Origin of the sequence: Ramlibacter ginsenosidimutans (assembly GCF_016654015.1) — a bacterium.
Classification (GTDB): domain Bacteria; phylum Pseudomonadota; class Gammaproteobacteria; order Burkholderiales; family Burkholderiaceae_C; genus Ramlibacter; species Ramlibacter ginsenosidimutans.
Genome location: NZ_JAEPWM010000010.1, coordinates 61,909 through 88,631 on the forward strand (window position 1 = coordinate 61,909; position 26,723 = coordinate 88,631).

Consider the following 26,723-nt stretch of genomic DNA (forward strand, 5'->3'; position numbering starts at 1 on the left):
GCCTCCGGGAAAGTGCTAGGCTCCCGGCCCGGTTATGGTCGCGGACATGAAGCTGCTGCTGGTGGAGGACGACCCGTCTATGCAGACGGCGCTGAAGCGCACGCTGCAGAACCGCGGCATGGAAGTCGCATTGTGCAGCGACGGCCGCGAGGCGCTCGCGCGCTGGAAGAGCGACCCGCCCGACGTGGTCATGCTCGACCTCACGCTGCCCGGCATGGACGGCCTGCTCGTGCTCGAGGAAGCGCGGCGCAGCGGCCTGCGCACGCCGGTGCTGATCCTCACCGCCAGGGGCACCGTGGGTGACCGCGTCATCGGACTCAACACGGGCGCGGACGACTACCTGGCGAAACCCTTCGATCTCGACGAACTGGAGGCGCGCCTGCGCGCCCTGCACCGGCGCGCGCCGGTCGCGCGCGCGGGCGGCGAGCCGGGCGTCGGCGGCCTGCACTGGGATCGCGCGAGCGGCGCCATCCACTGGCGCGACCAGATCCTGGAACTCGCTCCGCGCGAAGCCGCCTTGCTGCAGGCCCTGCTCGCGCGGCCGGGCCATGCGGTGCCGAAGGAGCGGCTGTTCGAACTCGTGTTTCCCGGCGAGGCGGACGTGCAGTACGAGGCGATCGAGGTGGTCGTGTACCGGCTGCGCAAGAAGCTCGCTGCCACCGGGGTGAAGCTGGTGACCCTGCGCGGGCTCGGCTACCTGCTCAAGGCCGGCGCATGAACCTGCGACCGCGTTCGCTGCGGGCGGTCCTGCTCGCGGGCATCCTGCTGCCGATCGGACTGGTCGTCGCGGTCAACGCCTGGACGCTGTACCGCAAGACGCTGGACGCCGTGAACACGGCGTACGACCGCACGCTGCTCGCATCGGCCAAGTCCATCGGCGAGGAGCTGGACGTGCGAGGCTACGACGAGAACGCAGTGCTGCGTTCGGCCGTGCCCTATTCGGCGCTCGAGGCCTTCGAAGCGGACCTGCAGACGCGCATGTACTACCGGGTCTCCGACCTGCGCGGCCGGCTCGTCTCCGGCTTCGACGACCTGCCCGTGTGGCACGGCAGCATCCCGGCCCAGCCGCCCTATGCGGCGCTGGTCGATTTCTACGACACGCGCTATCGCGACATGCAGGTGCGCGTGGCGGTGCTGCTGCAGCCGGTGGCCAGCGCCACCGGCCGCGGCATGGCGGTGGTGCAGGTGGCGGAAACGCTGGAGCTGCGCCGCAAGCTGACGCGCCGCATCCTCTTCGATTTCCTGTGGCAGCAGGCAGCGCTCGTGGCGCTCATCGGCCTGGTGGTCGTGCTGGTGGTGCAGGCCGCGACCCGTCCGGTGCGCCGGCTGAGCCGCGAACTGCAGGCGCGCCCGGAAGGCGATCTCACGCCGCTGGTGGCGCGCGAGGCACCCAGGGAACTGGTCCCGCTGCTGGACGCAACCAACGAAGTGATGCGCCGGCTGGCGCACCTGCTGGAAAACCAGAAGCGCTTCGTGCGCGACACCTCGCACCAGCTGCGCACGCCGCTGGCGGTGCTGAAGACGCAAGTGCAGTCGGCGCTGCGCGGTGACGTGGAGCCGCGGCAAGCGCTGGCCGAGATCAGCGAGACCGTCGATCGCGCCACCGTGCTCGCCAACCAGATGCTCTCCCTGGCCAAGGTCGAACAGCTGCGCCAGCAGGCGGACACGCAGGTGAACGACCTGGGCCAGGCCGTGCGGGCGATGGCGCTCGAGCTCGCCCCCCTGGTCGCCGACAAGGACATCGACTTCGACATCGAGACCCAGCCGGCGCCGGTGGCCGCGCACGAATGGATGCTGCGCGAACTCGCGCGCAACCTGCTGCACAACGCCATCGGGCACACGCCCGCAGGCGGCGCGCTGTCGGTGCGCGTGCTGGCCGATGCGCGCAGCGCCGCCCTGGTGGTGAGCGACAGCGGCCCGGGCATTTCGGCAGAGCTTGAGGCGCGGCTGTTCCAGCCCTTCTCCGCCGGCGACGTGCGCAGCGGCTCCGGGCTGGGCCTGGCGATCTGCCAGGAGATCGTCCACGCCCTGGGCGGCAGCATCCAGCTCGAAAACCGTGAAAAGGACCGGCGCGTCGCGGGGCTCGACGCCACCGCGCGGCTTCCGCTGGCCCACAATGGATCCTGAATGGAAAGATTGCGTATCGACAAATGGCTGTGGGCCGCGCGGTTCTACAAGACCCGCAGCCTGGCAACGGAGGAGATCGACAAGGGCCGCGTCGCCATCAACGGCCAGGAGGTGAAACCTGCGCGCGAGGTGAAGCTCGGCGACACGGTCTCGCTGCGGCGCGAAGGGCAGACGCGCACCGTCGTGGTCAAGGGCTTGTCGGACGTCCGGGGCCCGGCCCCCGTGGCGCAGCGCCTGTACGAAGAGACGCCCGAAAGCCTGCAGGCGCGCGAACGCGCCGCGGAGCAGCGACGCATCGCGCCGGAGCCGTCGCTGTCCATCGAACACGGCAGGCCCACCAAGCGCGGACGCCGCGAACTGGACGACGCGCAGCGCCAGGGCTGGGGCGACCGCTGGAGCGCTTCGATCGACGACGAAGGTCCGCACAAGCGCTGAGCGCGCCCCACGCAGCGGTCGCGGGGCCGCATGCTCTTCTCGGTGAATCCACTAGGCAGGCCGGTTCGGCAAGGGTGGTCTACTTCTTGCCTTGTCCTGATCGTCACGAGGAGAGACACATGAACGTCAAGAAATGGGCCGTGGCCCTGAGCGCCGTCCTCGCTTTGGCCGGCGCGGCCCACGCGCAGCAGTTCTTCCGCATCGGCACCGGCGGCACCGCCGGCACCTATTACCCCGTCGGCGGCATGATCGCCAATGCGGTGTCGCAGCCGGGCAAGATCATCGCGACCGCGCAGGCCAGCAACGGCTCGCTGGCGAACGTCAACGCGGTGTCCAGCGGGTCGATGGAAGCCGGCTTCTCGCAGTCCGACGTGGCCACCTGGGCCTACACCGGCACGGGCGCCTTCGAAGGCAAGCCCAAGGTCACGGACCTGCGCCTGATCGCGACGCTCTATCCGGAAGACATCCACCTGGTGGTGAAGAAGGGCTCCGGCATCAAGAGCGTGGCGGACCTGCGCGGCAAGCGCGTCGCGCTCGACGAGCCCGGCTCCGGCACGCTGGTCGACGCGCGCATGGTGCTGGCCGCCTGGGGCCTGAAGGAGTCCGACATCAAGCCGGAGTACATCAAGCCGAACCAGGCCGGCGACAAGCTGAAGGACGGCTCGCTGGATGCGTTCTTCTTCGTCGGTGGCGCGCCGGCCGGCGCGATCGCCGAGCTCGCCTCCAGCGGCACCGGCATCGAACTGGTCCCGCTGGGCGGCCCGCAGGCGCAGGCGCTGTTGAAGTCCAGCCCCTGGTTCTCCGTCCACCACATCGACGCGGGCACGTACAAGGACGTGGCCGCGGTCGACACGCTGGCGGTGAGCGCGCAGCTGGTGACCAGCGCCAAGATCCCCACCGAGACGGTCTACGAGATCACCAAGGCGATGTACAGCGAGCCGGCGCAGAAGGCGCTGCAGGCCGGGCATGCGAAGGGCAAGTTCATCACCAAGCAGAATGCGGTGCAAGGCGCCGGCATCCCGTTCCACCCGGGTGCGGAGAAGTTCTACAAGGAAGCGGGCCTGCTGAAGTAAGCCGCCCGCGCACGCAGGCAGGGAGGCGCGGCCTCCCTGTTTTTGTTTGGAGAGTCCATGACCATCGAGACCACGCTCGACGAGCGCAAGCTGCAGGAGCTGGAGCAGAAGTTCGACCCCGAGATGCGCTTCCGGCAGACGGTGGCGCCGGCCACCTGGATCGTCATCGGGCTGCTGATCGCGCTTTCGCTGTTCCACTACTACACCGCAGGCTTCGGCCTGCTGCGCGAGACCACGCACCGCGGCGTGCACCTGGCCTTCGTGCTGGGACTGATCTTCCTCGTGTTTCCGCACAGCAAGCGTGCGTATGACGCGCACATGGTGTCCACGTGGCACCGGCCGGGCGGCGTGCCGCTGGCGGACTGGCTTCTGGCCATCGGCTGCGCCGTGAGCGTGCTGTACATCCCCTACGTCTTCGACGACCTCGCGTTCCGGGTCGGCAATCCGAGCACGACCGACGTCGTGATGGGCTCCATCCTGTTCATCACGCTGCTCGAGGCGACACGCCGCGCCATGGGCTGGCCCTTGCCCCTGATCGCGATCGGCTTCACCATTTACGCGCTCTTCGGTCCCTGGTTCCCGGGCCTGCTGAAACATGCGGGCGCGAGCTGGGGCCAGATGATCAACCACCAGTACCTCACCAGCCAGGGCATCTACGGCGTGGCGGTAGGCGTGGTGGCGACCTACGTCTTCCACTTCGTGCTGTTCGGCGTCATGGCGACGCGCATCGGCCTGGGGCAGCTGTTCCTGGACATCGCGTCGAGCATCGCGGGCCGCTATGCCGGCGGCCCGGCCAAGGTGAGCGTGTTCGGCTCGGCGATGTTCGGCATGCTGTCCGGATCGTCGGTCGCCAATGCGGTCACGGTCGGATCGCTGACCATTCCCGCGATGATCCGCGTCGGCTACCGCCGCGAGTTCGCCGCCGCCGTCGAAGCCGCATCCTCCACCGGCGGGCAGATCACGCCGCCCGTGCTGGGGGCCGCGGCGTTCCTGATGGTCGAATTCCTGAACGTCCCTTACCAGACCATCATCGCCGCGGCCGTGGTGCCCGCGTTCATGCACTTCTTCGGGGTGTTCATGCAGGTGCACTTCGAGGCGAAGCGCTTCGGCCTGCGCGGGCTCACCGAGGAGGAGATGCCGAAGCTGCGCGCATCGCTCAAGGAGCGGTGGCCCACGCTCATCCCGCTGTTCCTGCTGATCGGCATCCTGGTGTCCGGGCGCACGCCCTACCTGTCCGCCTTCACCGGCATCAGTTCCTGCGCGATCGTCGGCTTGACCACCCGCACCAGCGGCAACCGGCCCGCGAACTGGGCGCTGTTCGCCGTGTTGCACGCGCTCCTGGCGCTGATCGCCTTCGGCGACTTCGGCGGCGCGACGGACCAGGTGAAGCTGGCGCTGTTCGCGACGGGCGTCGTCGTGGCGCTCGCAGGCTGGAAGCTCGCCGGCATCACGGGCCGGATCGGGCACGGCGTGCTGGTCGAGGCGTTCGAGACCGGCGCCAAGTACGCTCTTGCAGTGGGCGCCGCTGCTGCCACGGTCGGCATCGTCATCGGTGTCGTCACGCTCACGGGCGTCGGCTTCAAGATCAGCTACATCATCACGGCCTGGGCGCAGACCATCGCCACCGGCGTCGCCTCCGTGCTCCCGTCGTTCCTGGTGAACCTGCAGTCGCTCACGCTGTTCTCGGCGCTCGCGATGACCGGGGTGGTGTGCATCCTCATGGGCTGCGGGATCCCGACGACCGCCAACTACATCATCATGGTGACGGTGGCGGCGCCCACGCTCGTGCAGATGGGCGTGCAGCCCCTGGTCGCGCACTTCTTCGTCTTCTACTACGGCGTGCTCGCGGACATCACGCCACCCGTTGCCCTCGCCGCCTACGCAGCCGCGGGAATGGCCGGCAGCGATCCCTTCAAGACCGGCAACATGGCGTTCCGCCTCGGTCTGGCCAAGGCACTGGTGCCCTTCGTGTTCGTGTTCTCGCCCTCGTTGCTCATCGTGGCCAAGGGCTTCACCTGGTCGAGCTTCGCCATCACCTTCGTGGGCTGCGTGCTCGGCATCGTGGTGCTCGCGGCCGCACTGAGCCGCTTCCTGCTGGTCGAACTGAAACGCTGGGAACAGCTCCTGTGCCTGGCGGCGGCCGTCCTGCTGATCGCGCCGGGCCTGTGGGTCACGATCGCCGGTGCGCTGATCATCATGCCGGTGCTGGTGCGCCAGGTAGCGATGCACAGGCAACCCGCGCGCGTGGTCGCGGCCGAGCTGGATGTCAGATACCGCTGACCTCCGCTGACGCAGCACACCTGCACGGCAGGCACGAGCTGCGCCCCATACTTCTTTCCGTTGCAGTCACACAGACAAGCGACACAGTCGCACCAGAGCAGTACAGGGAAGAAGAAAAGATGAACGAGACGAAGACGACGGCGATGCTTGACCGGGTGCCCGCCATCCTGGCGGTCACGGCGAATTCCTATGGCCTGGAGTTGCGGGCCGGCGGATCGCGCAGGCCCGGGGCCGCGGGCGAACGCCGCCGCAACGATCGCAGCAAGACGGGCGACAAGCCCTCTGCGCAGAGATAAAAGGACGTGTCAGGGAGTGAAAAGCCGCCTTCGGGCGGCTTTTCTTTTTGGCTCGATGAAACTGGCAGCTAATCGCGGCCGCGGCGCTCGCGCGCGCGCCGGACCTGCCGGCTTTCCGTCGCGCGTTGCACGGCCTCGTCGCGGCTGCGGCGCTTGCCGTCCCGTCGGCGCGCCAACAGGCGCGAAAGGCCGAACGCGAGTGCGGCGAACACCACGACGATCAGGACTGCGGCGAGGTTGTCCGGCATGGCGGGAGGAGCGGCTCGTGAGTCCACGGAGGTGACGAGGCCTCCAATGAAAAGGCCCGCTTCGCAGCGGGCCTCGATGTTGGCGGAGCGGCAGGGATTCGAACCCTGGATGCAGGTTTTTGCCCGCATACTCCCTTAGCAGGGGAGCACCTTCGGCCACTCGGTCACCGCTCCGGAGCCGGGGATCATAACCCAACTCCCCTTCGGCCCGGCTGCGCTCCACCCGATGCGAGCGACCGTGACGCGTCCGGCGTCGGGCCTCGCAGTTGCGAACCTCGCGCCTCGTTCTCACCGCCTGCATCGACGGCCGAACTCGCGTCGATGCGGCGCCCGAGCCCCGGCCCGCAGCGACTCCGATGCGTGGCAGCGACGCTTGGTCCACCACGGTCGCATGCAAATGCCTCGGACCGTCCCGGCAATCGGAGTCGGTCAGCCGCTCGTCTCATCTGGGCTCGACGCGCGTGGGAACCAAAGACATCATTTGTTACATGATGTTAAGGACCCATGCCACAGACCCCAGGCCGCACCCGCGCCCGCCGGTGCGCGGCTTCACGCTGATCGAAGCCATGGTCACCCTGGCGGTCGCGGGGGTCCTGGCGTCGGTTGCGATCCCGAGCTTCGTGAGCCTGGGGCAGCGCTTCCGTCTCAATTCCGTTTCCTCGTCCCTGGGCGCCAGTCTCCAGTGGGCGCGGTCCGAGGCGATCAAGGCCAACGTCGACGTCATCGTGTGCGCCAGCAATGCCGCTGGCACGAACTGCACCACCAGCACCAACTGGGGCGTGAACGGCTGGCTGATCTGCTACGACGCCAATGCGGACGGCTCCTGCGATGCGTCCACCGCGCAGTTGATCAACCCCGTGCAGTTCTATGGCAGCGTCGATCGCTCCACGCAGGTGACCGGGCCGGCGGCTGGCGTGCGCTTCACACCGAGCGGCGAACAGTCGGTCGGGGCGGCCACGGCGACCATCCAGGCCATGGGGACCTGGTCGGGCGCACCGACGCTGACAACCACCGTGGCGCCCTCCGGGGTCGTGAAGGGAAGCAGGCTGTGAAACGCCCGCAACCGCGCCATCGCCTGCGGGCTGCCCGCAGGCAAGCCGGCTTCTCGATGCTGGAGGTGATGGTCGCCCTGCTGCTCGTGGCGATGGCACTGCTCGGACAGGCCCGCCTGCTGGCTGGCAGCGTCCGGCTCGCGAAGGGAGCGGACAACCGGATGCAGGCCGTGCTGCTCTCCGCCGAACTCGGCGAGCGCATGGAGAACAACCGGGACGCCGCCCGCTCGGGTGCGTATGTGCAGGCCGCCGGCTCCACACCCGCCACGATGCAGGTGGACTGCAACAGCTTTCCCTGCACCGCGACCGAACTCGCGAGCTTCGACCTCGCGGTGTGGGAAGCCCGGGCGGCTGCCGTGCTGCCGGGCGCCACGTGGGAACTGGACCAGGACGCGACCGACACCTCGCGCTACACGATCATCCTGACGTGGCAGGAGCGCGTCACCCAGGCCGACCGCATCACCTACGCGACATCCGGCACCACCGAGACGCTCTCCCTGACCACGATCAAGGAGCTCGCCCAATGAGCGCCGGGCTGGTCAGGGGCGGCAGGCGCGCCAGCCGCGGCTTCACGCTGGTGGAGCTGATGGTCGCCTGCCTGATCTCGCTGATGGTTCTGGTGATCCTGAGCCGCACGCTTGCCTCGGGCTCCAGCAGCGAGAGGACCAACTCTGGCGCCGCGGAGATCGCCAGCAACGGCCGCTATGCCCTGGAAGTCCTCAGGCGCAGCCTGATGCACGCTGGCTACCGCGCATTGAGCTGGGCGCCGACCAGCGCGATGACCACCACCGCCCCCGTCGTGACGAACGACTGCTCGGCCGGGTTCGCCATCAACATCGCGCAGCCGGTCTGGGGCAGCAACGACAGCAACCCGTTCCAGGCCACCTGCGTGCCCGCTGCCAATTACGCTGGCGGCGACATCCTGGTGACGCGGTTGGCAGCCGGCGAGCCAGCCACCGCGCTGGATGGCAACACCCTGTACCTCCGCTCCTCCTACGACCGTGCCGAGGTGTTCCAGGGCTCCACGCCGCCGCCCCTGTTCACGGCGACGCCGCGCGAGGATCACGCACTCCAGACCTCGGTCTTCTACATCAGTCCCTATTCGGTATCGACGACCGAGTCCCCCAAGGTGCCCGGCCTGTGGCGGCTCTCCCTCGGCTCCGGACCCACCATGACCTCCGCCCTCGTGGCCAGCAACGTCGAAGCGCTGCAGGTGCAGTACGGACGGACCACGACCGACCTGAAGACGCGCTTCTACAACGCCAACCAGATCAACGCCGCCGTCACTCCCAGCGAGTGGAACGATGTGTCGGCGGTCCGCGTCTGGATCCTCGTGCGCGCCAGCACGCCCGAGGCCGGCTACGTCAACAACTCCAGCTACGTCCTCGGCGACCGGACGATCACCGTCAACGACAGCTACCGGCGCGAAGTCTTCAGCACGCTCGTGCAAGTGAGGAACAAATGAAGCAGCAGCGCGGCTTCTCGCTCGTCGTGACGCTGATCCTGATGGCGCTGGTGATGGTCCTGGGCCTGTCGGCGTACAAGCTGTCCCGGACAAGCCAGACCCTCGCCGGGAACGTGCAGTTCCGAGGCGCCGCCTTCAGCGAGGCGGAGGCCGCCGCCGAACTGGCGGAGAACTGGCTGTCCCAGGGCACGAACTTCCGCAACGCCGGTTTCACGACCTACGCGAGCGGCACCGGGCTCTACCCGCAGGGCTACATGGCGGCGCACGGCATCGATCCGGTGACCATGACCTGGGGATCCACCAATTCGGTTGCTGGCAGCGACGCCAACCAGAGGTACCTGATCGAGCTGCTGGCAGCCAACCGCACGCTGCCGTCCAGTGGCGTGGCCTTGGGCGGGCGCAGGTCGAGCGGCTGCAACCTGGTGAACACGTACCGCGTCGTCGGACGCGGACAGAGCGGACGGGGCGCGAGCGTCCTGGTGCAGACGGTCTACACCGTCCTCAGCTGCTGACAAGGGAGAACGGCATGAACAGGCAATGGTCCTTGCGTATCGGTGCCGCCCTCGCGGCGCTCGCCTGCGCGACGCTCCTCCGGGCGGCGACGTCGTTCACACCGGACTCGCAGCCGATCGGCTACGTCGGCCAGCTGGAGGTCACGAACTACGTCCTCACGAGCGGCACCGAGGTGGTCTTCAAGACCGACTACGACCGCAACACCTGGACCGGCAACGTGCATGCCTATCCGGTGGATGCCAGCGGCGTGGTCGCCTTGCAGGCCGACTGGTGGAACGACGGGGCTGCATCGCACATCGACGCGCAGGACTTCAACACCGGCCGCATCATCGTCACCGACGACGGGAAGGCCAACGCCTCGGGGAAGACGTTCCGCTGGAACAGCCTGTCAGGCGCCCAGCAGGGGCTGCTCGGCACCAGCACCACGGGCCCCCAGGTACTCAATTTCGTGCGGGGCGACCAGAGCCTGGAGAAGGCCAACGGCGGCACCTTCCGGGACCGCAGCTCGGTGCTGGGGGACATCCTGCACACCCGGCCCTACTACCTGCAGGATCCCAATGGGGACGTGCTGTTCGTCGGGGCCAACGACGGCATGCTGCATGCGATCGATGCCCGCACGGCCGCCGGCGGCGGCGAACTGTGGGCCTTCGTTCCGAGCACGCTGCTGTCCAAGCTGCCCAGCCTCACCGTGGACCCCTACGTCCACACGTACTTCGTCGACGGCGGACTGAACGTCGGCACCGTCACCATCTCCGGATCGCAGAAGAACGTGCTGGTCGGCACCCTGGGTGCCGGCGGTCGGGGCGTGTTCGGCATCGACGTCACCAACCCGCACCCTGCCACCGAGACGGCGGCGGCGGCGAACGTGCTGTGGGAGGTCAACAGCGCGACCAGCGCTTCGTACTCCAACCTGGGCTACACGTACAGCACGCCCGTGCTGGCGACCGTCAACACGGGTGCCTCCGCCGTCATCCTCGGCAACGGCTACAACAGCGCAGGGGTTTCGTCGCTGTTCGTCCTGGACTTGAAGGACGGCTCGGTGATCAAGGAGGTCAAGACGTCCGGTGCCGTCGGCGGCGGACTGTCGACGCCCGTTTGCATCGACACCAACAACGACCAGCGCGTCGACACTTGCTACGCGGGCGACATCGACGGGAAACTCTGGAAATTCGATCTCAGCAACACCAGCGCCAACAACTGGACTGCGTCGCTCCTGTACACGACCTCGCCGGCCCAGGCCATCACCTCGGTGCCGGCGGTCGGCATGCACCCGAACGGGGGCTACATGGTGAATTTCGCCACGGGTCGCCTGCTCACGACGGCCGACCAGACCGACACCAGCGTGTTCTACGCCTACGGCATCTGGGACGGCGCGCCGGCAGCCAACACCACGCTGCTGCAACAGACGCTGACGGAGCGCAGCTACGTGAACGGCTCGACGTCCAATCGCGTGCGTGTCGTCACCGCCAATGCGCCCAACTGGTCCAGCGGCGGCAACCGGGGTTGGCAAGTGCCCCTGCCGCTTGCGGGCGAACGCGTCACCGGAGACACGCTGTTCATCGAGAACAACCGGTTCTACTTCGCCACCACCAATCCGACGGTCCTCAACGCGTCCCCGACGCCGGACGGCGCGCTCTGGCTGATGGAGCTCGACTTCCTGAGCGGAAGCACCGCCAACAGCCCCTTCTTCGACCTGAGCGGCGACCTGCAGCTGACCAACGCCGACCGCGTCAGCTACGTGTCCGGCGACACCCTGCCCACCGGGGCGCACGTGGGGGACATCAACACTACCGCCACCGGCGTGCCTGTGGGCAAGTTCATCGACGACGGCGTCGGCTCGCAGCCGCTGCTGGTGCAGCTGGCCACGCTCAACACGACGCTGCTGAATGAGAACCCGGACGTGACGCTCCCTGCGCTGCCGGGAGACCCCGGCGTCGCCGGCGGCCACTTCGACTTCGACATCTACTACGGCGGCGGCGCCGCTTCGAGCAAGCACCACGTCCACCAGTACGACGACATCTACGACGTGACCGGCGTCAACATGCTGAACGCCAGCGATTCGGCGTTCAACCTGTCGAAGGCGATCACCAACACGTCGACGCAGTTCAAGGTGCTGGTGCAGAACCAGTACCTGAATCCCGCCGCGACGCTTTCCATCGGCGGCCAGCCCTACACCAACGTCAAGCTGTACAACGGCCAGGCGAAGGAAACCAGCGCGGCCAACGTGATTGCCAACGCGCCGGTGTACACGCGGTCCTCCCCGGGCTTCACGCTCGCGTTCAACCTGCCGGTGGATGCTTTCACCAACAAGAACTGGTGGGATGCCGCCGGCGGCACGGGCTATGCGGTGGGCGACGTCCGCGCCGGCCTGATCCCGACCGAAACCAAGTGCGTGAACACGATCAGCGGCAGCGGCACCGCGGCCAGCATGTACAACTCGGTGATCCCCCCGGCCAACGGGGTCGACGGCCCGGGTACGAACAGCACGACCAGCGGCGTGCGACACAACGGCGCCCTGGTCATCCAGCTGATCTCCGCCAGCACCGCCGCCAGCGAAATCGAGATGGCGGTGCCGGGCCGCCCCGAGTACGGCTGGCGCGTCACCGCAGCCAACTACGCGACCCGCGTGCTGGCCGAGTACACGACCTTCTGGCACAACCCCAGCAACATCTGCTTCGGTGCTGCCGGCTGGACCAAGACCCCGGCACCGGACAATTCCAACACCAAGCCGAAGTCCATGCCCGCGGCTGCGGCCGGTTCGACCGACCCGAAAGTCGGCAGCTTCAAGGCGACCAGCAGCGTGGTTTCGGTGACCACCACCGTCAACGGCAACGTCACCACCGTTGTGACCACGTTCGCGGACCACACGACGCAGACGATCACGCGCACCAAGAACGCCGACGGCACGCTCACCATCTACACGGTCAACCCGGACGGCACCACCACCACCGACACGGAAGCCGACACCGAGGGCACCGTCAACAAGGGCGCCGACGAAAAACGTACCCAGGCGATCACCGGCCGGATTTCCTGGACCGAGCGCCGCCGCAACTGATGCCGGCACGATGGAGCAGCAAAGCATGAATCCCACGCACCGCCGCCGATCCGCAGCCCGCGGCTTCACCCTCATCGAGGCGATGGTCACGCTGGCCATCCTGGCCATCGTCGCGGCCATCGCGATGCCCTCGTACACGCGGCACGTCGTGCGGGCGAGCCGGCAGGACGCGCAGGCCCAGTTGTCGGAGCTCGCCGCGCTGCAGGAGAAGATCTACCTCAACTCGAGCACGTACACGGCCAGCGTGACGACGGCCTACAACGGCAGGTCGGACGGCGGCCTCGGCGTCACCTCGGGCAAGACGCAGGACGGGATGTACACGCTCAGCATCACCCCGACGACTCCGGGCCAGACCTACACGCTGACCGCCACGCCGGTCGCGGGCAAGCGCCAGGCCAGCGACGGCACGATCTCGCTGTCGTCCACCGGCGTGCGCCTCTGGGGCAGCCAGTCCTGGTAGCGCGGCGCGCAGGCGCCGCTTCGGCCTGGCTTCAGGCCGCCGGCTGGTCCAGGTCGAAAGCGCGGTGCAGCGCGCGCACCGCCAGCTCCATGTACTTCTCGTCGATCACGACGGAGGTCTTGATCTCGCTGGTGGAGATCATCTGGATGTTGATGCCCTCTTCCGAGAGCGCGCGGAACATCTTCGAGGCGATGCCGACGTGGCTGCGCATGCCGATGCCCACGATGGACACCTTGCAGATCTTCGTGTCGCCCTCGATGCGGTCGGTGCCCAGCGAGGCCGCGACCTTGGTCTTCAGCACGTCGACCGTCCGCGCGTAGTCGTTGCGGTGCACGGTGAAGCTGAAGTCGGTCTTGCCCTCGTGCGAGACGTTCTGGATGATCACGTCCACTTCGATGTTCGCATCGGCCACGGCGCCGAGGATCTGGTACGCGATGCCGGGGCGGTCGGGCACGCCCAGGATCGAGATCTTGGCCTCGTCGCGGTTGAACGCAATGCCGGAGACAACGGCTTGTTCCATTTTCTCGTCTTCCTCAAAAGTGATCAGCGTGCCGGAGGCCGCTTCCTCCGCGATGGGAATGTCCCACGGCGTGAAGCTGGAGAGCACGCGCAGCGGCACCTGGTACTTGCCCGCGAATTCGACCGAACGGATCTGCAGGACCTTGGAGCCCATCGAGGCCATTTCCAGCATTTCCTCGAAGCTCACCGTGCTGAGGCGCCGGGCCTCGGGCACCACGCGCGGATCGGTCGTGTAGACGCCGTCCACGTCGGTGTAGATCAGGCACTCGGCCGCTTTCATCGCCGCAGCGACGGCCACGGCGGAGGTGTCGCTGCCGCCGCGGCCCAGCGTCGTGATGTTGCCGGTCTCGTCCACGCCCTGGAAGCCCGTGATCACCACCACCTTGCCGGCCGCGAGGTCCTTGCGCACGCGCTGGTCCTCGATCGAGTCGATGCGCGCCTTGGTGTACGCGCTGTTGGTGTGCACCGGAACCTGCCAGCCCGCGTAGCTCACTGCGGGGACGCCTTCGGCCTGCAGCGCGAGCGCGAGCAAGCCCACGGAGACCTGCTCGCCGGTGGAGGCCAGCATGTCCAGCTCGCGCAGCACGGCGTCGTCGGCCTTGGCGGGCTGCAGCTCCTTGGCGAGGCCCAGCAGGCGGTTGGTTTCGCCGCTCATGGCGCTGGGCACCACGACCATCTGGTGGCCGGCGCGGTGCCACTTGGCGACGCGCTTGGCGACGTTGCGGATGCGCTCGGTCGAGCCCATCGACGTGCCGCCGTACTTGTGAACGATCAATGCCATCGGGACGGGGAGTGAAAGAGGCCGCTGGTGACGGCCGGAGGCGAAAAGGTCCGCGCCAGAGGCGGACCTGCGCACAGAGCCCCGAATTATACCGGGCTCGCTTTTTCTCCTTCCCCCTCTGCGGGAAGGCCGGTATGGCTGCCCGCGCCTTGCACTGTCACGGGGTTGGCGGTGCGGGACCGCCCCCACCCCAGCCCTCCCCCAGAGGCGGAGGGAGTGACTCCCCTAGAGCGAAGCCTCGGGCAAGTACTGCAGCCGCTCGCCCTGCCGCTCCACGAAGCCCTCGCCCACCTTGATGCGGATCTTGTGTCCGCGCGTCCTGCAGTCGGCCACCTGGTCGAGCAGTTCCTCGAGCTGCGCGGCGCTGGCGCTCGCCGCGTGCGCACTGCGCAGCCAGTGCCGCAAGACGTTCGCCTGCCGCGCGCGCGGCAACTGCTGCAAGGCGGTGATCGCCGGGGCGCCGCCCATGCGCGCAAGGTCTTCCACCGCGACCGACTCGAGCAGCTCCTGCGCCTGCGCGGCATGGCGCGCGGAACGCGCGAAGGTCTCGCGGTAGGACGGAAAGGCTTCCTGCAACGCCGGCACGAGCAGGTGCCGGATGCGGTTGCGCGTGAACGAGGTGTCGGCGTTGCTCGGGTCTTCCACCACCGGGATGCCCTGCTCCGCGACCCAGTCGCGGATGGCCTGCGCTCCGAGCGCCAGCAGGGGCCGCACGAACACCATGCCTTCGCGCTGGAACACGGGCGGCATCGCGGCGAGTCCCGGCAGGCCGGCGCCGCGGCTCAAGGCCAGCAGCAAGGTCTCGACCTGATCGTCGGCATGTTGTCCGAGCAGGACCGCCTGCAGGCCGGCGTCGCGCCCCGCGCGCGCGAGCGCCTGGTAGCGTGCGTTGCGCGCGGCGTCCTCCGGGCTTTCGCCGGGCGCGTTGCGCGCGGCCACGCGGCGCACCTGCAAGGGCACGTGGAACTGCGCGCACACCTGCTCGCAGTGCTGCTCGAACGCATCGGCCGCATCCTGCAATCCGTGGTGGACGTGGATCGCCTGCACCTGCCCGGGCCAGCGTTGCGCGGCCGCCAGCAGCAGCACGGTGGAGTCGGCGCCGCCGCTGTACGCGACGGCGAGCGGCAGGGGCAACTGCAAGCCGGCCAGCGCAGCGGCCGCCGGATTGCCGGACGCGTCAGGCAGTCTCGGCCTTGGTGTCGGAGAAGCGGCCATAGCCTTGCAGCCGCTCGTAGCGCCGCTCCAGCAACTCGCGCGTCTTGAGGTCGCCGACCTGGCGCCACGCGTCGTTGAGGGCGCGCTTCAGGAAGGCCGCCATCTGCTTGTGGTCCCGGTGCGCGCCGCCCACGGGCTCGTTCACGATCTTGTCGACCAGGCCCAGGGCCTTCAGGCGGTGCGCCGTGATGCCCATGGCGTCCGCGGCGTCCTGTGCCTTCTCGGAGGTCTTCCAGAGGATGGAGGCGCAGCCCTCGGGCGAGATCACCGAGTAGATCGAGTACTGCAGCATCAGCACCTGGTCGCCCACCGAGATGGCGAGGGCACCGCCCGAACCGCCCTCGCCGATGATCGTGGTGATGATGGGCACCTCGAGCTGCGCCATCTCGTAGATGTTGCGGCCGATCGCCTCGGACTGGCCGCGTTCCTCGGCGTCGATGCCGGGATAGGCGCCGGGCGTGTCGACGAAGGTGAACACCGGCAGCTTGAACTTCTCCGCGGTCTTCATCAGTCGCAAGGCCTTGCGGTAGCCCTCGGGCCGGCTCATGCCGAAGTTGCGCAGGCCGCGCTCCTTGGTGTCGCGGCCCTTCTGGTGGCCCAGCACCATGCAGGCGTTGCCGTTGAAGCGCGCCATCCCGCCGACGATGGACAGGTCATCGGCGAAGTGGCGGTCGCCGTGCATTTCGACGAAATCCGTGAAGATTTCGTTGATGTAGTCCATGGTGTACGGCCGCTCCGGGTGCCGTGCGATCTTGGTGATCTGCCACGGCGTGAGCTGGCTGTAGATGTCCTTGGTGAGCTGCTGGCTCTTCTTTCCCAGCTGCTCGATCTCCTCCGAGATGTCGACAGCCGACTCGGTCTGCACGTAGCGCAGTTCCTCGATCTTGGTCTCCAGCTCCGCGATGGGCTGCTCGAAGTCCAGGAAAGTTCGTTTCGCCAAGCCTCACTCCTTTGTTTGCCGCCCGCTTTCGTGGCCCGTCAGTAGGTGACGGGCAGCGGGTCGAGCGATCTCCAAATATACCAAGTCGCCACCGAGCAGAACGGTTGCCAGGCGGCGGCCACTTCCCGGGCGTCGCTGCGCGAGACGGGATCGCCCGAGAAATAGTTCTTGCTGATCCCGGTGATCAGGCCGACGTCGTCCAGGGGCAGCACGTTCGGGCGCATCAGGTGGAAGATGAGGAACATCTCCGCGGTCCAGCGGCCGATGCCGCGGATGCCCACGAGCTCGCCGATGATGTCCTCGTCCTCCATGGCGCGCCAGGAGTCCACGCGGATGGCGCCGGAATCGAAGTGCAGCGCGAGGTCCACCAGGTATTCGATCTTGCGCGCCGACAGCCCCGCCTGGCGCATGTCGTCGACCTTCAGCTTCAGCACGTTCGCCGGCGTCATGCGCTTGGGCAGCGCCGCGAAGCGCTCCCACACGCTCTGCGCGGCCTTCACCGAGATCTGCTGGCCGACGATGCTGCGCGCGAGCGTGGTGAACGCATCGCCGCGCGACTGTAGCGAGGCGTTGCCGAACTGCGGGATCAGGCGCTTCATCACACGGTCGCGCCGCGTGAGGTACTTGCGGGCCTCGTCCCAGTACTCCGGGGTGACCTCTTCCACCAGGTCGCTCACGAACGAACCTCCCCCAGGCTTGTCCGCTGCGCGGCCTTCGCCTCCCCCCTCCGCAAGCGGAGGGGGCGAGCGCCTTCGGGCGGCCGGGCGGCGCTCACTGCGCCGCTTCCCACGTGGTGCCGGCCGCCGAGTCCTTCAGCACGATGCCCTGCGCCAGCAGTTCCTGCCGGATGCGGTCGGCCTCGGCGAAGTCCTTCGCCTTCTTGGCGGCCGCGCGGGCGGCGATGCGCTCCTGGATCGTGGCCTCGTCCAGGCTGGCGCCCGCGCGCAGGAACGCCTTAGGCTCCCCCTGCAGGATGCCCAGGGTGGCGCCCAGCGCCTTCAGCAGGCCGGCGCGCTCGGGCGAGCGCGTGCGGTTAGCCTCCGCCGCCAGCTCGAACAGCACCGCGACCGCGTCCGGCGTGCCGAAGTCGTTGTCCATCGCCGCCTTGAAGCGCGCCGCGTACGGCTCGTCCCAGTCGACCGTCACGCCGGCCGGCGGCACGGCGTCGAGCGCGGTGTACAGGCGCTTGAGCGCGGCGCGCGCATCCTCGAGGTGGACGTCGCTGTAGTTGATCGGGCTGCGGTAGTGCGAGCGCACGATGAAGAAGCGCAGCGTCTGCGGATCGAACTTGCGCAGCACGTCGCGCACGGTGAAGAAGTTGCCCAGCGACTTCGACATCTTCTCGTTGTCGATGTTGACGAAGCCGTTGTGCATCCAGACGTTCGCCAGCGGCACGCCGTTGGCGCCCTCGCTCTGCGCGATCTCGTTCTCGTGGTGCGGGAACTGCAGGTCGGCGCCGCCGCCGTGGATGTCGAAGGTGTTGCCCAGGAGGGCGCAGGACATCGCGGAGCACTCGATGTGCCAGCCGGGCCGGCCGCGGCCATAGCCGCTGTCCCACTGCGCATCGGCGGGCTCGTCCGGCTTGGCGGCCTTCCACAGCGCGAAGTCGAGCGGGTCTTCCTTGCCTTCGGCGACGGCGACGCGTTCGCCCGCGTGCAGTTCGTCCAGCGTCTTGCCGGACAGCTTGCCGTAGCCCGGGAAGCGGCGCACGGCGTAGTTCACGTCGCCGTTCGCCTGGTAGGCAAGCCCTTTGGACTCGAGCTTGCGCACGATGTCCAGCATCTGCGGCACGTACTCGGTGGCACGCGGTTCATGCGTGGGGCGCCCGATGTCCAGCGCGTCGAAGTCCCGGTACATCTCGGCGATCATGCGGTCGGTGAGGGACCGGACAGTCTCCCCGTTTTCCACCGCCCTGCGAATGATCTTGTCGTCGATGTCCGTGATGTTTCGCACGAACGTCACGCGGCACCCGCTCGCCTCCAGCCAGCGCCGCACGACGTCGAAGGCGACATAGGCGCGCGCATGGCCGACGTGGCACAGGTCGTAGACGGTGATGCCGCAGACGTACATGCGGACGTGGCCCGCCTCGATCGGGGAAAACTCCTCCAGAGCACGCGTGAGCGTGTTGTAGATGCGCAGGCTCATTGGAATCTCGTGGCACCGAGGATGCCGGGTGCCGCGCGCAGGGTGTTGTTCTGAGGGGAGATGCCGAGCCGCGGCGCGGCCCCACGGCTACAATCGGCCCGCAGTATATAGCCCCCTGTAGTCACATTGTTGCCCGCGTAGGAAGAAGAGGTCCATGGAGCTTTCGCGCATCCGGATTCCCAAATCCCTGGGACTCGCCGTCCTCAGCCTCGCCCTGCTGGCCGCCGGAGCGGCCCACGCCGACGAGTACGGCGACGTCAACCAGCTGATGCGCTCCGGCAAGCTGCCCGAGGCGCTGAACAAGGCGGACCAGTACCTCGCCGGCAAGCCCAAGGACCCGCAGATGCGCTTCATCAAGGGCGTGGTGCTCACCGAGGCGGGGCGCACCGCCGAGGCCATCGCCACCTTCCAGAAGCTGACCGAGGACTACCCGGAGCTGCCGGAGCCGTACAACAACCTCGCCGTGCTGTACGCCGGCCAGGGGCAGTTCGACAAGGCGCGCGCCGCCCTCGAAATGGCGATCCGCACGAACCCGAGCTACGCCACCGCGCACGAGAACCTCGGCGATGTCTACGCGAAGCTCGCGAGCCAGGCGTACACACGCGCCCTGCAGCTCGATGCGAACAACACGCAGGTGCAGCCGAAGCTGGCCTTGATCCGCGAGCTGTTCTCCGTCGGCACCCGCACCTCCGCGGCCGCGCCGGCGGCGCGTGCGACCACCGTCGCTGCGGCACCCGCCGCTGCCCCCGCCGGCAAGCCGGCGCCAGCGCCCGCTGCGGCCCCGGCGCCGCGCGCTGCTCCTGCCGCTGCGCCGGTCGCTGCAGCGCATCCGGCACCTGCGCCCACTCCCGCCGTCGCCGCAGCCGCTGCGTCCGGTCCCACTTCGGCACCCGCCGCCACGGCGGCAGCGCCTGCGGCCGGCACGCGCGAGGTCGAGGCCGCGGTCCATGCCTGGGCGAACGCGTGGTCCTCCAAGGACATGAACGCCTACCTCGCCTCGTACGGCAAGGAGTTCGACCCGCCCGGCAAACAGTCCCGTGCGGCGTGGGAGGCCGAGCGCCGCTCCCGCATCCTGGGCAAGAAGCAGATTTCGGTGCAGCTCAGCGACCTGAAGGTGGCCGTGACCGGCAACAAGGCGGTCGCGCATTTCCACCAGAACTACAGCGCGGACGGGCTGAAGATCTCCAGCCACAAGACGCTGGACCTCGTGAGGAACGGCGAGCACTGGACCATCGTCCGGGAGAGCTCCGGCGCCTGAGGCGCCGAGGCGGCGACGATGGCGGCGCAGGTTGTGCAGTTGAACCTCCCCCCTGGGTCTCTCCGGCAGCGCCGCGCGCTTGCCGCGCTCTGGATCGCAGCCTCGCTGCTGCCCTCCGCCTTCGCTTTCGCCTCTCCACCCGCGCGGCACGCCGCTGCGGTGGCTCATCGGCCCGCACCCAAGGTGGCGCTCCCCCGCGACGGGCAGGCCGAAGCCCGCCTCATCGAGATCTACAAGCTCATTGGCAAGGCCGACACGCGCGCGGCGCTGCTCAAGGCCGAGGCCCTGGTGAAGGACCATCCCAACTTCGGGCTCGCGCAGCTCGTCTACGGCGACCTGCTGACGTCGCAGGCGCGTCCGGTGCGCGCCTTCGGCGACGTGCCCGAAGGCGAGGCGAAGAGCGCAGCGCAGGCGCTGGCTGAACTGCGCGAGGAGTCGCAGCTGCGCATGCGCGCCTTGCGCGAGCGGCCCCCTGCCGGGGCGATCCCGGCGCAGTTCCTGCAGCTGTCCGCGCAGAACAAGCACGCCATCGCGATCGACACGTCGCGCGCGCGCCTGTACCTGTTCGAGAACGGGCCCGAGGGCCTGAAGCTGGTTGCCGACTACTACATCTCCGTGGGCAAGTCCGGTATCGAGAAGTCCGCCGAAGGCGACATGCGCACGCCGCTCGGCGTCTACTTCGTCACCAGCAATCTGGACCCGAAGTCGCTGAAGGACTTCTACGGCGCGGGCGCGCTGCCGATCAACTACCCGAATCCGTACGACGCCCGCCGCGGCAAGACCGGCCGGGGCATCTGGCTGCACGGCACGCCGCCCGCCCAGTTCTCGCGCGCCCCGAAGGCCACCGACGGCTGCGTGGTGCTCGCCAACCCCGACCTCGAGCGCATCATCCGGACCGTCGAGATTCGCACGACGCCCGTGGTCATCGCGCCCGCCCTGCGCTGGGTGCCGCCCGCGAGCGTGCAGGCCGAGAACCGCCACTTCAACGACGTGCTGCAGGCCTGGCGCAATGCCAAGGCCAGCGGCGACGTCAACCGCCTGCTCGCGTTCTACACGCCCGACTTCAACGTCAACGGCAAGTCGCTCTCCGACTGGACCGGCGTGATGAAGGTCGAGCTCGGCAAGATGCGCGGGCGCGAGATCGAAATGAAGGACCTGTCTCTGCTGCGCTGGACCGACAACGCGGACACCATGGTGGTAACCTTCGGCGAGGTGCCCGCGGGCTCCCGCACGGGGCCGGTCAAGAGGCAGTACTGGGTCCGCCAGGGACCGCAGTGGAAGATCTTCTTCGAAGGAGTGATTGGTTGATGCCCGTGTTCACGCGCCGCATGGCGGCCGCTGTCCTGGCCGCCGGCTGCTTCGCCGTCCACGTCTGGGCGGCCGATGCGACCAAGGTGAAGTTCGCGACCACCGCCGGCGATTTCGTCGTCGAGGTCTATCCGGACAAGGCACCGAAGACGGTGGCGAATTTCCTGGAGTACGTGCGCGACAGGCACTACGACGGCACCATCTTCCACCGCGTCATCAACGGCTTCATGATCCAGGGCGGCGGCTTCGACCGCCACATGGTCGAGAAGAAGACCCGCCCGCCGGTGGTCCACGAAGGCCGCGATGCCTATGCCAAGGGACTGCGAAACGAGGTCGGGACGATCGCCATGGCCCGCACCAGCGACCCGAACTCGGCGACCTCGCAGTTCTTCATCAATGTCGCCGACAACACGCGCACGCTCGATCCCCCCGGACCCAACGCGCCCGGCTACACGGTCTTCGGCCGCGTGGTGAGCGGAATGGACGTGGTCAACAAGATCAAGGGCGTGCAGACCGGAAGCTCCGGCATGTACAGCGACGTGCCGCTCACCCCCGTGGTGATCGAGTCGGCGACGATCGTCAAATAGAAAGGTTTTTCATGAATCCCAAGGTCGAACTGCACATTGCGGGCGGTGGCGTCATCACGCTGGAACTCGACGAGCAGAAGGCACCGAAGACGGTCGCCAACTTCCTCGCCTACGTGAAGAAGGGCCACTACGACGGCACCATCTTCCACCGCGTCATCGATGGCTTCATGGTCCAGGGCGGCGGCTTCGCGCCCGGCATGAGCCAGAAGCCCACCGACGCTCCGATCGAGAACGAGGCCAACAACGGCCTGAAGAACGAGAAGTACAGCGTCGCGATGGCGCGCACCTCGGCGCCCCACTCCGCCTCGGCGCAGTTCTTCATCAACGTCGCCGACAACGAATTCCTGAACCACAAGTCGCCCACGCCGCAGGGCTGGGGCTACGCCGTGTTCGGCAAGGTGGTCGGCGGCAAGGACGTCGTCGACCGCATCAAGGCCGTGGAGACGGGCAACCGCGGCGGCCACGGCGACGTGCCCAAGACGGACGTCGTCATCGAAAAGGCGGTCGTGGTCTGAACACGGGGGCTGCCGCTGCCAGCGCGCCGGCGGCGCAGGAATGGCGCGCCCCGGCCGGCTGGCGCAGCGTCGAGTGCATCTCCGACCTGCACCTGCAGGCTTCCGACCCGGCCACGTTCGCGGCCTGGCAGCGCTACATGGCGGCTCTGCGCGCGGATGCGCTGTTCATCCTCGGCGACCTGTTCGAAGCCTGGGTCGGCGATGACGCCGCCGAGGTCGAAGGCTTCGAGCAGCAATGCGCGAACATCCTGCGCGCGACCGCGCGCAGGATGCCGGTGTTCTTCCTCGCCGGCAACCGCGACTTCCTGGTGGGAGCGCAGTTCGCGCAAGCCACCGGGGTGCAGTTGCTGCAGGACCCCACGGTGCTCGTGTTCGGGCCGCGCCGCTGGCTCCTGTCGCACGGCGACGCGCTGTGCATTGCCGACACCGAGTACCTCGCGTTCCGCGAGCAGGTCCGCAATCCGGCGTGGCAGCACGCCTTCCTCGCGCAGCCGCTCGCGGCGCGCCAGCAGGTCGCGCGCGGCATGCGCGCCGAAAGCGAGCAGCTGAAGCGCTCGGGGCGAGAGTATCCCGACGTGGACACCGCCGCCGCACTGCAGTGGCTCTCCGCCGCCAACGCCGACGTGCTGGTGCACGGCCACACGCACCGGCCCGCCGAACACGCGCTGGATGCGACCCGCCGGCGCATCGTGCTGAGCGACTGGGACGCCGCGGGCGTGCCGCCCCGGCTGCAGGCGTTGCGCCTGCACGCGGACGGCCACAGCGAGCGCGTCCCCCTGGCGTGATGTGGGGCTGGCTGCGCCGGCGCCCGCGCGCGCCGGACCTGCCCGACGCGCTGTGGCAGGCCACGCTGGCCCGTTATCCCTTCCTCGCCGAGCGCGAGCCGCAGGAGCTAGTGCGGCTGCGCGACATGTCGGCGCAATTCCTCGCGCGCAAGGAGTTTCATGGCGCCGGTGGACTGGTGATCACCGACGAGATGGCGCTGGCGATCGCCGCCCAGGCCGTGCTTCCCGTGCTGCACCTCGGACTTTCCTGGTACGACGACTTCGTCGGCATCGTGGTGCATCCCGATGAAGTGGTGGCGCGCCGCACGACGGTCGACGACACCGGCATCGTGCACGACTGGGACGAAGTCCTCGCCGGCGAGACCATGGAGGGCGGGCCGGTGATGCTGAACTGGCACGACGTGGCGCACGCGGGCAGCACCGCCGAAACCGGGTTCAACGTCGTCATCCACGAGTTCGTGCACAAGATCGACCTGCGCGACGGCGCTGCCAACGGCTGCCCGCCCCTGCCGTCGCGCGCCGCGCGCCTGCACTGGCTGGCGGTGCTCGAAGCCAGCTACGCCAGGTTCTGCGAACAGGTGAAGGTCGCCGAGCGCTTCGGCGGCGCGACTCCCTGGCTGGACGACTATGGCGCCACGGCGCTCGACGAGTTCTTCGCCGTAGCGTGCGAAGCCTACTTCGTGAACCGGTCGCGATTCACCAAGGACTTCCCGGAGCTCACGACCCTGTTCGACGGCTTCTTCCGCCCACGGCGTTGACACCGGGCGCGCGGTGATGCGCGCCCCCGGCGAACGCATTCGCGACTCAGCGCCGCAACAGGTTCTTCAGCGCGTTCTGCAGCCGGCGCGCCGCTGCGGCGTCGTACGCCGTCGCCAGCACCTTCGCGACGTCGGTCCCCCAGGTTTCCTGCGGGCCCGGCTCGTGCCGCTTCGTCAGCAGCAGCAGTTGCATCTGGCGGCGCGCCGCGATCTGCTCCGCCGGCGTGGGTACGTCGGCGGCGATCTCCAGCCGCAGCAGCAGGTCGGAGGCGTCGCCCGCGCCGGGCTTGGCCAGCGCCTGCACCCACGCCTGGCGCACCTGCGGCGTCACCACGCGTCCGAGCTCCTGGTGGCTCGGCACCTGCTCGCCCGAACGCTGCTCCCACGCGGTCATCAGCTGGGTCAACGCTTCCCCGTGCGCCTGGGCCGCGAGCTTGCGCAGCGCGGCCTGCGCGTGTTCCAGCGCATCGCGCTGGGCGCGGAATGCGGTGTCGCCCAGGCGGGGACCGCGGTCTTCCCGCTCGCCGCCGCGGAAGCCGCCGCCACGGTCGTCGCGGTCGCTCCGGAAGCCAGCGCCGCGACGGTCGTCCCGGCCGCCGGGCCCCGGACGGCGCGCATCGAACTTGCCGCGGCCGGCCGCAGCCGTCTCGGGCCGGCGCGCACCGGGACGGTCGTCGCCACGCATCGCGATCACCGGCTTCGCAGGCTTGGCCGGCGCAGCGGGTGCGGCGGCCGCCTCGCCTTCGGCGGGCTCGGCGGTTGCCTCGGCGGCCACGGCATCGCCTGAAGGCGCGGGCGCCGGCGCCGCAGCGGCGGCCGCATCGGCGTCATCGCGCGCCTTGAGCGCCTGTTCGAGCGCCGCCATCGCGGCACGGATCTTCTGCGCGTCGCCGCTGGCGGTCGCTTCCTCGACGGCGCGCGATGCGTCCAGCACGGCGCGATCGCGTCCGCTCATGGCCGCCGCGGCCTTCTCGCGTTCCTGGGTCTTGCGGTTGAACGCGTCATCGATCGGCTTGCGGAACGCGTCCCAGAGCTTCTGCTCCTGCTTGCGATCGAGCGGCACGGTCTGCGCCTCGGCCTGCCAGCGCTGCTGCAGCGACTTCACGGCGTCGATGCGCAGCATGGGAGCATCGCCGAGGACCTTCGCCTCCTCGATCATCGCGTTGCGCCGTTCGATACTGGACTTCTGCGCCGCTTCCAGGGGCGCCGCGGCGTGGCCGATCGCCTCCTTCCACTGCGGCTGCAGTTCCGCGAAAGCCTTCTCGCTGAGGTGCCCCGCCTCGCGCCAGCGGTCGGAGAACTGGTGCAGCGCGCGGTTGAAGGACTTCCAGTCGCCCTGGGGCGCATCGGCGTGGGCGGCAGCCCAGGCCTTCACTTCCTCGATCAGCGCCAGGCGCGCGGCGCGGTGTTCGGCGGCTTCGGTCTTGACCTTGTCCAGCCATTCCTGCACCACCTTGTAGGCTTCGTTGCAAGCTTCGTCGAAGCGCTTCCAGAGCGCGTGGTTGGGCGGGCCGCCCTGGTCCACCTGCTTCCACTGCTCGCGCAAGGCGCGCAGCGTCTCCTGCATCTTGCGGCCGCCATAGCGCGGCTTGCGCGCGACCGGTGCGGCCGGCGCCGCGGCGGGGGACACGGCCTGCGCTTCGGCCTGCGCGGCCTCTGCGGTGTTCTCGGTGGCGGCTGCGGGCGGCGTCGCCGGCGCGACGGGCTCGAACAAGGCCTCGGCCTTCGCGACGAGTTCCTGCCGCAGCTGGTCGGCGCGCCAGCGCTGCCAGCCTTCCAGCTCGGTGGCCGTGCCGAGCGCCGCATGCGCCTGCGCTTCCAGCTTGTCGTCCAGCAGCTTGCCGTGTTCCTTCAGCGCGTTGCGCAAGGCGTTCGCTGCGCCGGCGCTGGCCTTGCCATGGCCTTGCGCGACTTCCTGTTCGACCTTGGCCAGCGCTTCCGCCACGACCTGGTTGGCCCTGGCCCGCACTTCCGGATCCACCTTGGGCCGCGCAGGCTTGGTAGGGGCGGCCTCGGCCGGCAGGCCGCGCGCCTGGCGCAGCTCGTCGGCCCACACCGGCACCGGCGGCAGGGGCGCCTCTGTATTGGTAGCGGCGGCGCTCGCCTGGGCGAGCGCGCTCTGGAAGGCGTCCCACACCACCTGCAACTGGTTGCGCGAAGCTTCCAGCAGCGGCGGGAAGCGGGGCTCGACGCTCGGCCAGTTGGAATCCTCGAGCAGCGCCTGCGCCTGCGCCTGCCACTGCGGGACGTCGGCGCGCAAGCTCTCGGCGGCAGCCTCGGCGTCCTTCCAGGACTTGGTGGAGAGCACCTCGATCCGCTGTGCGAGCAGCACGGCGGCTTCGCGCTGGACCTGGACGCGGTTCTGCAGGTCCTCGATGCCCTTCACCCGGTCGGCCAGTTGCGTCTTCACGCCGGCGAGCGGTTCGCGACTGAGGGGGGCGCCGGCCTTGGCCGCGTCGCGCTGCCAGGCCATCGCGTCGGCGATGTTCAGGCGCGGCTGCGACAGCAGCGTGCGTCCCTTCTCGGCCCATTCCGCGGCGATCGCTTCCTGGCCCTTGGCGCGCTTGATCTCGTCGAGCTTCTCGCGCAGCGGGCGGGCAGCGCCCTTGTCGCGGGCGCTCAGCTCGCGGAACACCTCCTGCATCTGCTCGGCGCTCGGTTCGGCGGCCAGCCAGTCGCGCACTCGCGCGGCGCGCTCGCCCGAGGTCGGCGCGGAAAAGGCACCCCCGGTCAGCGCGTCCAGCGCCTGGGTGTCGTGGGTCTTCAAGGTGCTCACTGCAAGTCTTCGGTGGGGAAAGGAAAGCCCCCGGGGCGGGGGGCGAGGCGCCTATTCTCGCCGCGAAACGAAGGCATGGTGCAAGCAGTGCGGCGCCGCGCACAAAGAGAAAGCCCGGCCAGGAGCCTGAAG

General features: G+C 68.8%; 25 protein-coding genes and 1 tRNA gene. 18 read left to right on the forward strand and 8 right to left on the reverse strand.

The genetic code is table 11. The features are described from left to right. The first annotated feature begins 34 nt into the window (after window positions 1-34). From JJB11_RS20310 to JJB11_RS20335, 6 genes are all read left to right on the forward strand, one after another. The gene (locus JJB11_RS20310; protein ID WP_201175789.1) at window positions 35-718 is read left to right on the forward strand and encodes a response regulator transcription factor; all 684 of its coding nucleotides are present in this window, start codon (window positions 35-37) and stop codon (window positions 716-718) included. Beyond that, complete coding sequence (locus JJB11_RS20315; RefSeq protein WP_201175791.1) at window positions 715-2,127, forward strand: sensor histidine kinase; 1,413 nt, start codon at window positions 715-717, stop codon at window positions 2,125-2,127. The genes JJB11_RS20310 and JJB11_RS20315 overlap by 4 nt, the downstream gene beginning before the upstream one ends. Continuing rightward, window positions 2,128-2,562: an RNA-binding S4 domain-containing protein gene (locus tag JJB11_RS20320; protein WP_201175793.1), complete on the forward strand. Its 435-nt coding sequence runs from the start codon at window positions 2,128-2,130 to the stop codon at window positions 2,560-2,562. Between the two features lie 119 nt (window positions 2,563-2,681). Continuing rightward, a complete protein-coding gene (locus JJB11_RS20325; RefSeq protein ID WP_201175795.1) occupies window positions 2,682-3,635 on the forward strand; it encodes a TAXI family TRAP transporter solute-binding subunit in 954 nt (317 codons plus the stop codon). Window positions 3,636-3,692: 57 nt separating this feature from the next. Next, window positions 3,693-5,915, forward strand: coding sequence for a TRAP transporter permease (locus tag JJB11_RS20330; RefSeq protein WP_201175796.1), 2,223 nt, complete (start codon window positions 3,693-3,695; stop codon window positions 5,913-5,915). A gap of 119 nt (window positions 5,916-6,034) precedes the next feature. Further along, window positions 6,035-6,211 carry a hypothetical protein gene (locus JJB11_RS20335; protein WP_201175798.1) on the forward strand — a complete coding sequence of 59 codons (177 nt, stop codon included), beginning with the start codon at window positions 6,035-6,037 and terminating at the stop codon, window positions 6,209-6,211. Between the two features lie 68 nt (window positions 6,212-6,279). Here the strand turns inward: JJB11_RS20335 and JJB11_RS20340 are convergent, their stop codons facing one another. Further along, window positions 6,280-6,459 (reverse strand): hypothetical protein, encoded by a 180-nt coding sequence (locus JJB11_RS20340; protein WP_201175800.1) that lies wholly within the window; start codon window positions 6,457-6,459, stop codon window positions 6,280-6,282. An 80-nt stretch (window positions 6,460-6,539) separates the two neighbouring features. Further along, window positions 6,540-6,633: transfer RNA gene (locus JJB11_RS20345), tRNA-Ser, on the reverse strand. A 314-nt stretch (window positions 6,634-6,947) separates the two neighbouring features. Between JJB11_RS20345 and JJB11_RS20350 the strand changes: the two genes are divergently transcribed. From JJB11_RS20350 to JJB11_RS20375, 6 genes are read left to right on the forward strand one after another with little or no spacing between them, the layout of a single operon-like run. Continuing rightward, window positions 6,948-7,511, forward strand: coding sequence for a GspH/FimT family pseudopilin (locus tag JJB11_RS20350; protein ID WP_201175809.1), 564 nt, complete (start codon window positions 6,948-6,950; stop codon window positions 7,509-7,511). Beyond that, window positions 7,508-8,038 (forward strand): type IV pilus modification protein PilV, encoded by a 531-nt coding sequence (gene pilV / locus JJB11_RS20355; RefSeq protein ID WP_201175817.1) that lies wholly within the window; start codon window positions 7,508-7,510, stop codon window positions 8,036-8,038. Before JJB11_RS20350 ends, pilV begins: the two co-directional genes overlap by 4 nt. Continuing rightward, window positions 8,035-8,976, forward strand: coding sequence for a PilW family protein (locus JJB11_RS20360; protein ID WP_201175819.1), 942 nt, complete (start codon window positions 8,035-8,037; stop codon window positions 8,974-8,976). The genes pilV and JJB11_RS20360 overlap by 4 nt, the downstream gene beginning before the upstream one ends. Then, the gene (locus tag JJB11_RS20365) at window positions 8,973-9,488 is read left to right on the forward strand and encodes a pilus assembly PilX family protein (RefSeq protein WP_201175821.1); all 516 of its coding nucleotides are present in this window, start codon (window positions 8,973-8,975) and stop codon (window positions 9,486-9,488) included. The genes JJB11_RS20360 and JJB11_RS20365 overlap by 4 nt, the downstream gene beginning before the upstream one ends. 14 nt (window positions 9,489-9,502) lie before the next feature. Further along, complete coding sequence (locus JJB11_RS20370; RefSeq protein WP_201175823.1) at window positions 9,503-12,544, forward strand: pilus assembly protein; 3,042 nt, start codon at window positions 9,503-9,505, stop codon at window positions 12,542-12,544. 25 nt (window positions 12,545-12,569) lie between these two features. Continuing rightward, a complete protein-coding gene (locus JJB11_RS20375) occupies window positions 12,570-13,004 on the forward strand; it encodes a type IV pilin protein (RefSeq protein WP_201175825.1) in 435 nt (144 codons plus the stop codon). 31 nt (window positions 13,005-13,035) lie between these two features. On the opposite strand, the gene JJB11_RS20380 is transcribed toward JJB11_RS20375, so the two are convergent. The 5 genes from JJB11_RS20380 to cysS all read right to left on the reverse strand — a co-directional run bounded on the left by JJB11_RS20380 (window position 13,036) and on the right by cysS (window position 18,604). Next, a complete protein-coding gene (locus tag JJB11_RS20380; protein ID WP_201175827.1) occupies window positions 13,036-14,304 on the reverse strand; it encodes an aspartate kinase in 1,269 nt (422 codons plus the stop codon). 225 nt (window positions 14,305-14,529) lie between these two features. Continuing rightward, the gene (gene tilS, locus JJB11_RS20385) at window positions 14,530-15,519 is read right to left on the reverse strand and encodes a tRNA lysidine(34) synthetase TilS (RefSeq protein WP_201175834.1); all 990 of its coding nucleotides are present in this window, start codon (window positions 15,517-15,519) and stop codon (window positions 14,530-14,532) included. After that, a complete protein-coding gene (locus JJB11_RS20390; protein WP_201175836.1) occupies window positions 15,482-16,459 on the reverse strand; it encodes an acetyl-CoA carboxylase carboxyltransferase subunit alpha in 978 nt (325 codons plus the stop codon). Before JJB11_RS20390 ends, tilS begins: the two co-directional genes overlap by 38 nt. A 38-nt stretch (window positions 16,460-16,497) precedes the next feature. Then, window positions 16,498-17,136 carry a DNA-3-methyladenine glycosylase 2 family protein gene (locus JJB11_RS20395; RefSeq protein WP_201964980.1) on the reverse strand — a complete coding sequence of 213 codons (639 nt, stop codon included), beginning with the start codon at window positions 17,134-17,136 and terminating at the stop codon, window positions 16,498-16,500. Between the two features lie 94 nt (window positions 17,137-17,230). Further along, complete coding sequence (gene cysS / locus JJB11_RS20400) at window positions 17,231-18,604, reverse strand: cysteine--tRNA ligase (RefSeq protein ID WP_201175838.1); 1,374 nt, start codon at window positions 18,602-18,604, stop codon at window positions 17,231-17,233. Window positions 18,605-18,758: 154 nt separating this feature from the next. Here cysS and JJB11_RS20405 point away from each other — a divergent pair, with 154 nt between their 5' ends. From JJB11_RS20405 to JJB11_RS20430, 6 genes are read left to right on the forward strand one after another with little or no spacing between them, the layout of a single operon-like run. Further along, on the forward strand, window positions 18,759-19,862 hold the full coding sequence (locus JJB11_RS20405) for a nuclear transport factor 2 family protein (protein WP_201175845.1): 1,104 nt from the start codon (window positions 18,759-18,761) through the stop codon (window positions 19,860-19,862). Window positions 19,863-19,880: 18 nt separating this feature from the next. After that, window positions 19,881-21,170, forward strand: a complete 1,290-nt coding sequence (locus JJB11_RS20410; RefSeq protein WP_201175851.1) for a L,D-transpeptidase family protein — start codon at window positions 19,881-19,883, stop codon at window positions 21,168-21,170. Beyond that, window positions 21,170-21,757 carry a peptidylprolyl isomerase gene (locus JJB11_RS20415; protein WP_201175853.1) on the forward strand — a complete coding sequence of 196 codons (588 nt, stop codon included), beginning with the start codon at window positions 21,170-21,172 and terminating at the stop codon, window positions 21,755-21,757. Before JJB11_RS20410 ends, JJB11_RS20415 begins: the two co-directional genes overlap by 1 nt. Window positions 21,758-21,768: 11 nt before the next feature. Next, window positions 21,769-22,272: a peptidylprolyl isomerase gene (locus tag JJB11_RS20420; RefSeq protein WP_201175855.1), complete on the forward strand. Its 504-nt coding sequence runs from the start codon at window positions 21,769-21,771 to the stop codon at window positions 22,270-22,272. Further along, the gene (locus tag JJB11_RS20425; protein ID WP_201176144.1) at window positions 22,269-23,057 is read left to right on the forward strand and encodes a UDP-2,3-diacylglucosamine diphosphatase; all 789 of its coding nucleotides are present in this window, start codon (window positions 22,269-22,271) and stop codon (window positions 23,055-23,057) included. Before JJB11_RS20420 ends, JJB11_RS20425 begins: the two co-directional genes overlap by 4 nt. Further along, window positions 23,057-23,815, forward strand: a complete 759-nt coding sequence (locus tag JJB11_RS20430; RefSeq protein ID WP_201175857.1) for a M90 family metallopeptidase — start codon at window positions 23,057-23,059, stop codon at window positions 23,813-23,815. The genes JJB11_RS20425 and JJB11_RS20430 overlap by 1 nt, the downstream gene beginning before the upstream one ends. A gap of 46 nt (window positions 23,816-23,861) precedes the next feature. Here JJB11_RS20430 and JJB11_RS20435 read toward each other — a convergent pair whose 3' ends face one another. Further along, the gene (locus tag JJB11_RS20435; RefSeq protein WP_201175859.1) at window positions 23,862-26,591 is read right to left on the reverse strand and encodes a DUF349 domain-containing protein; all 2,730 of its coding nucleotides are present in this window, start codon (window positions 26,589-26,591) and stop codon (window positions 23,862-23,864) included. Window positions 26,592-26,723 lie beyond the last annotated feature (132 nt).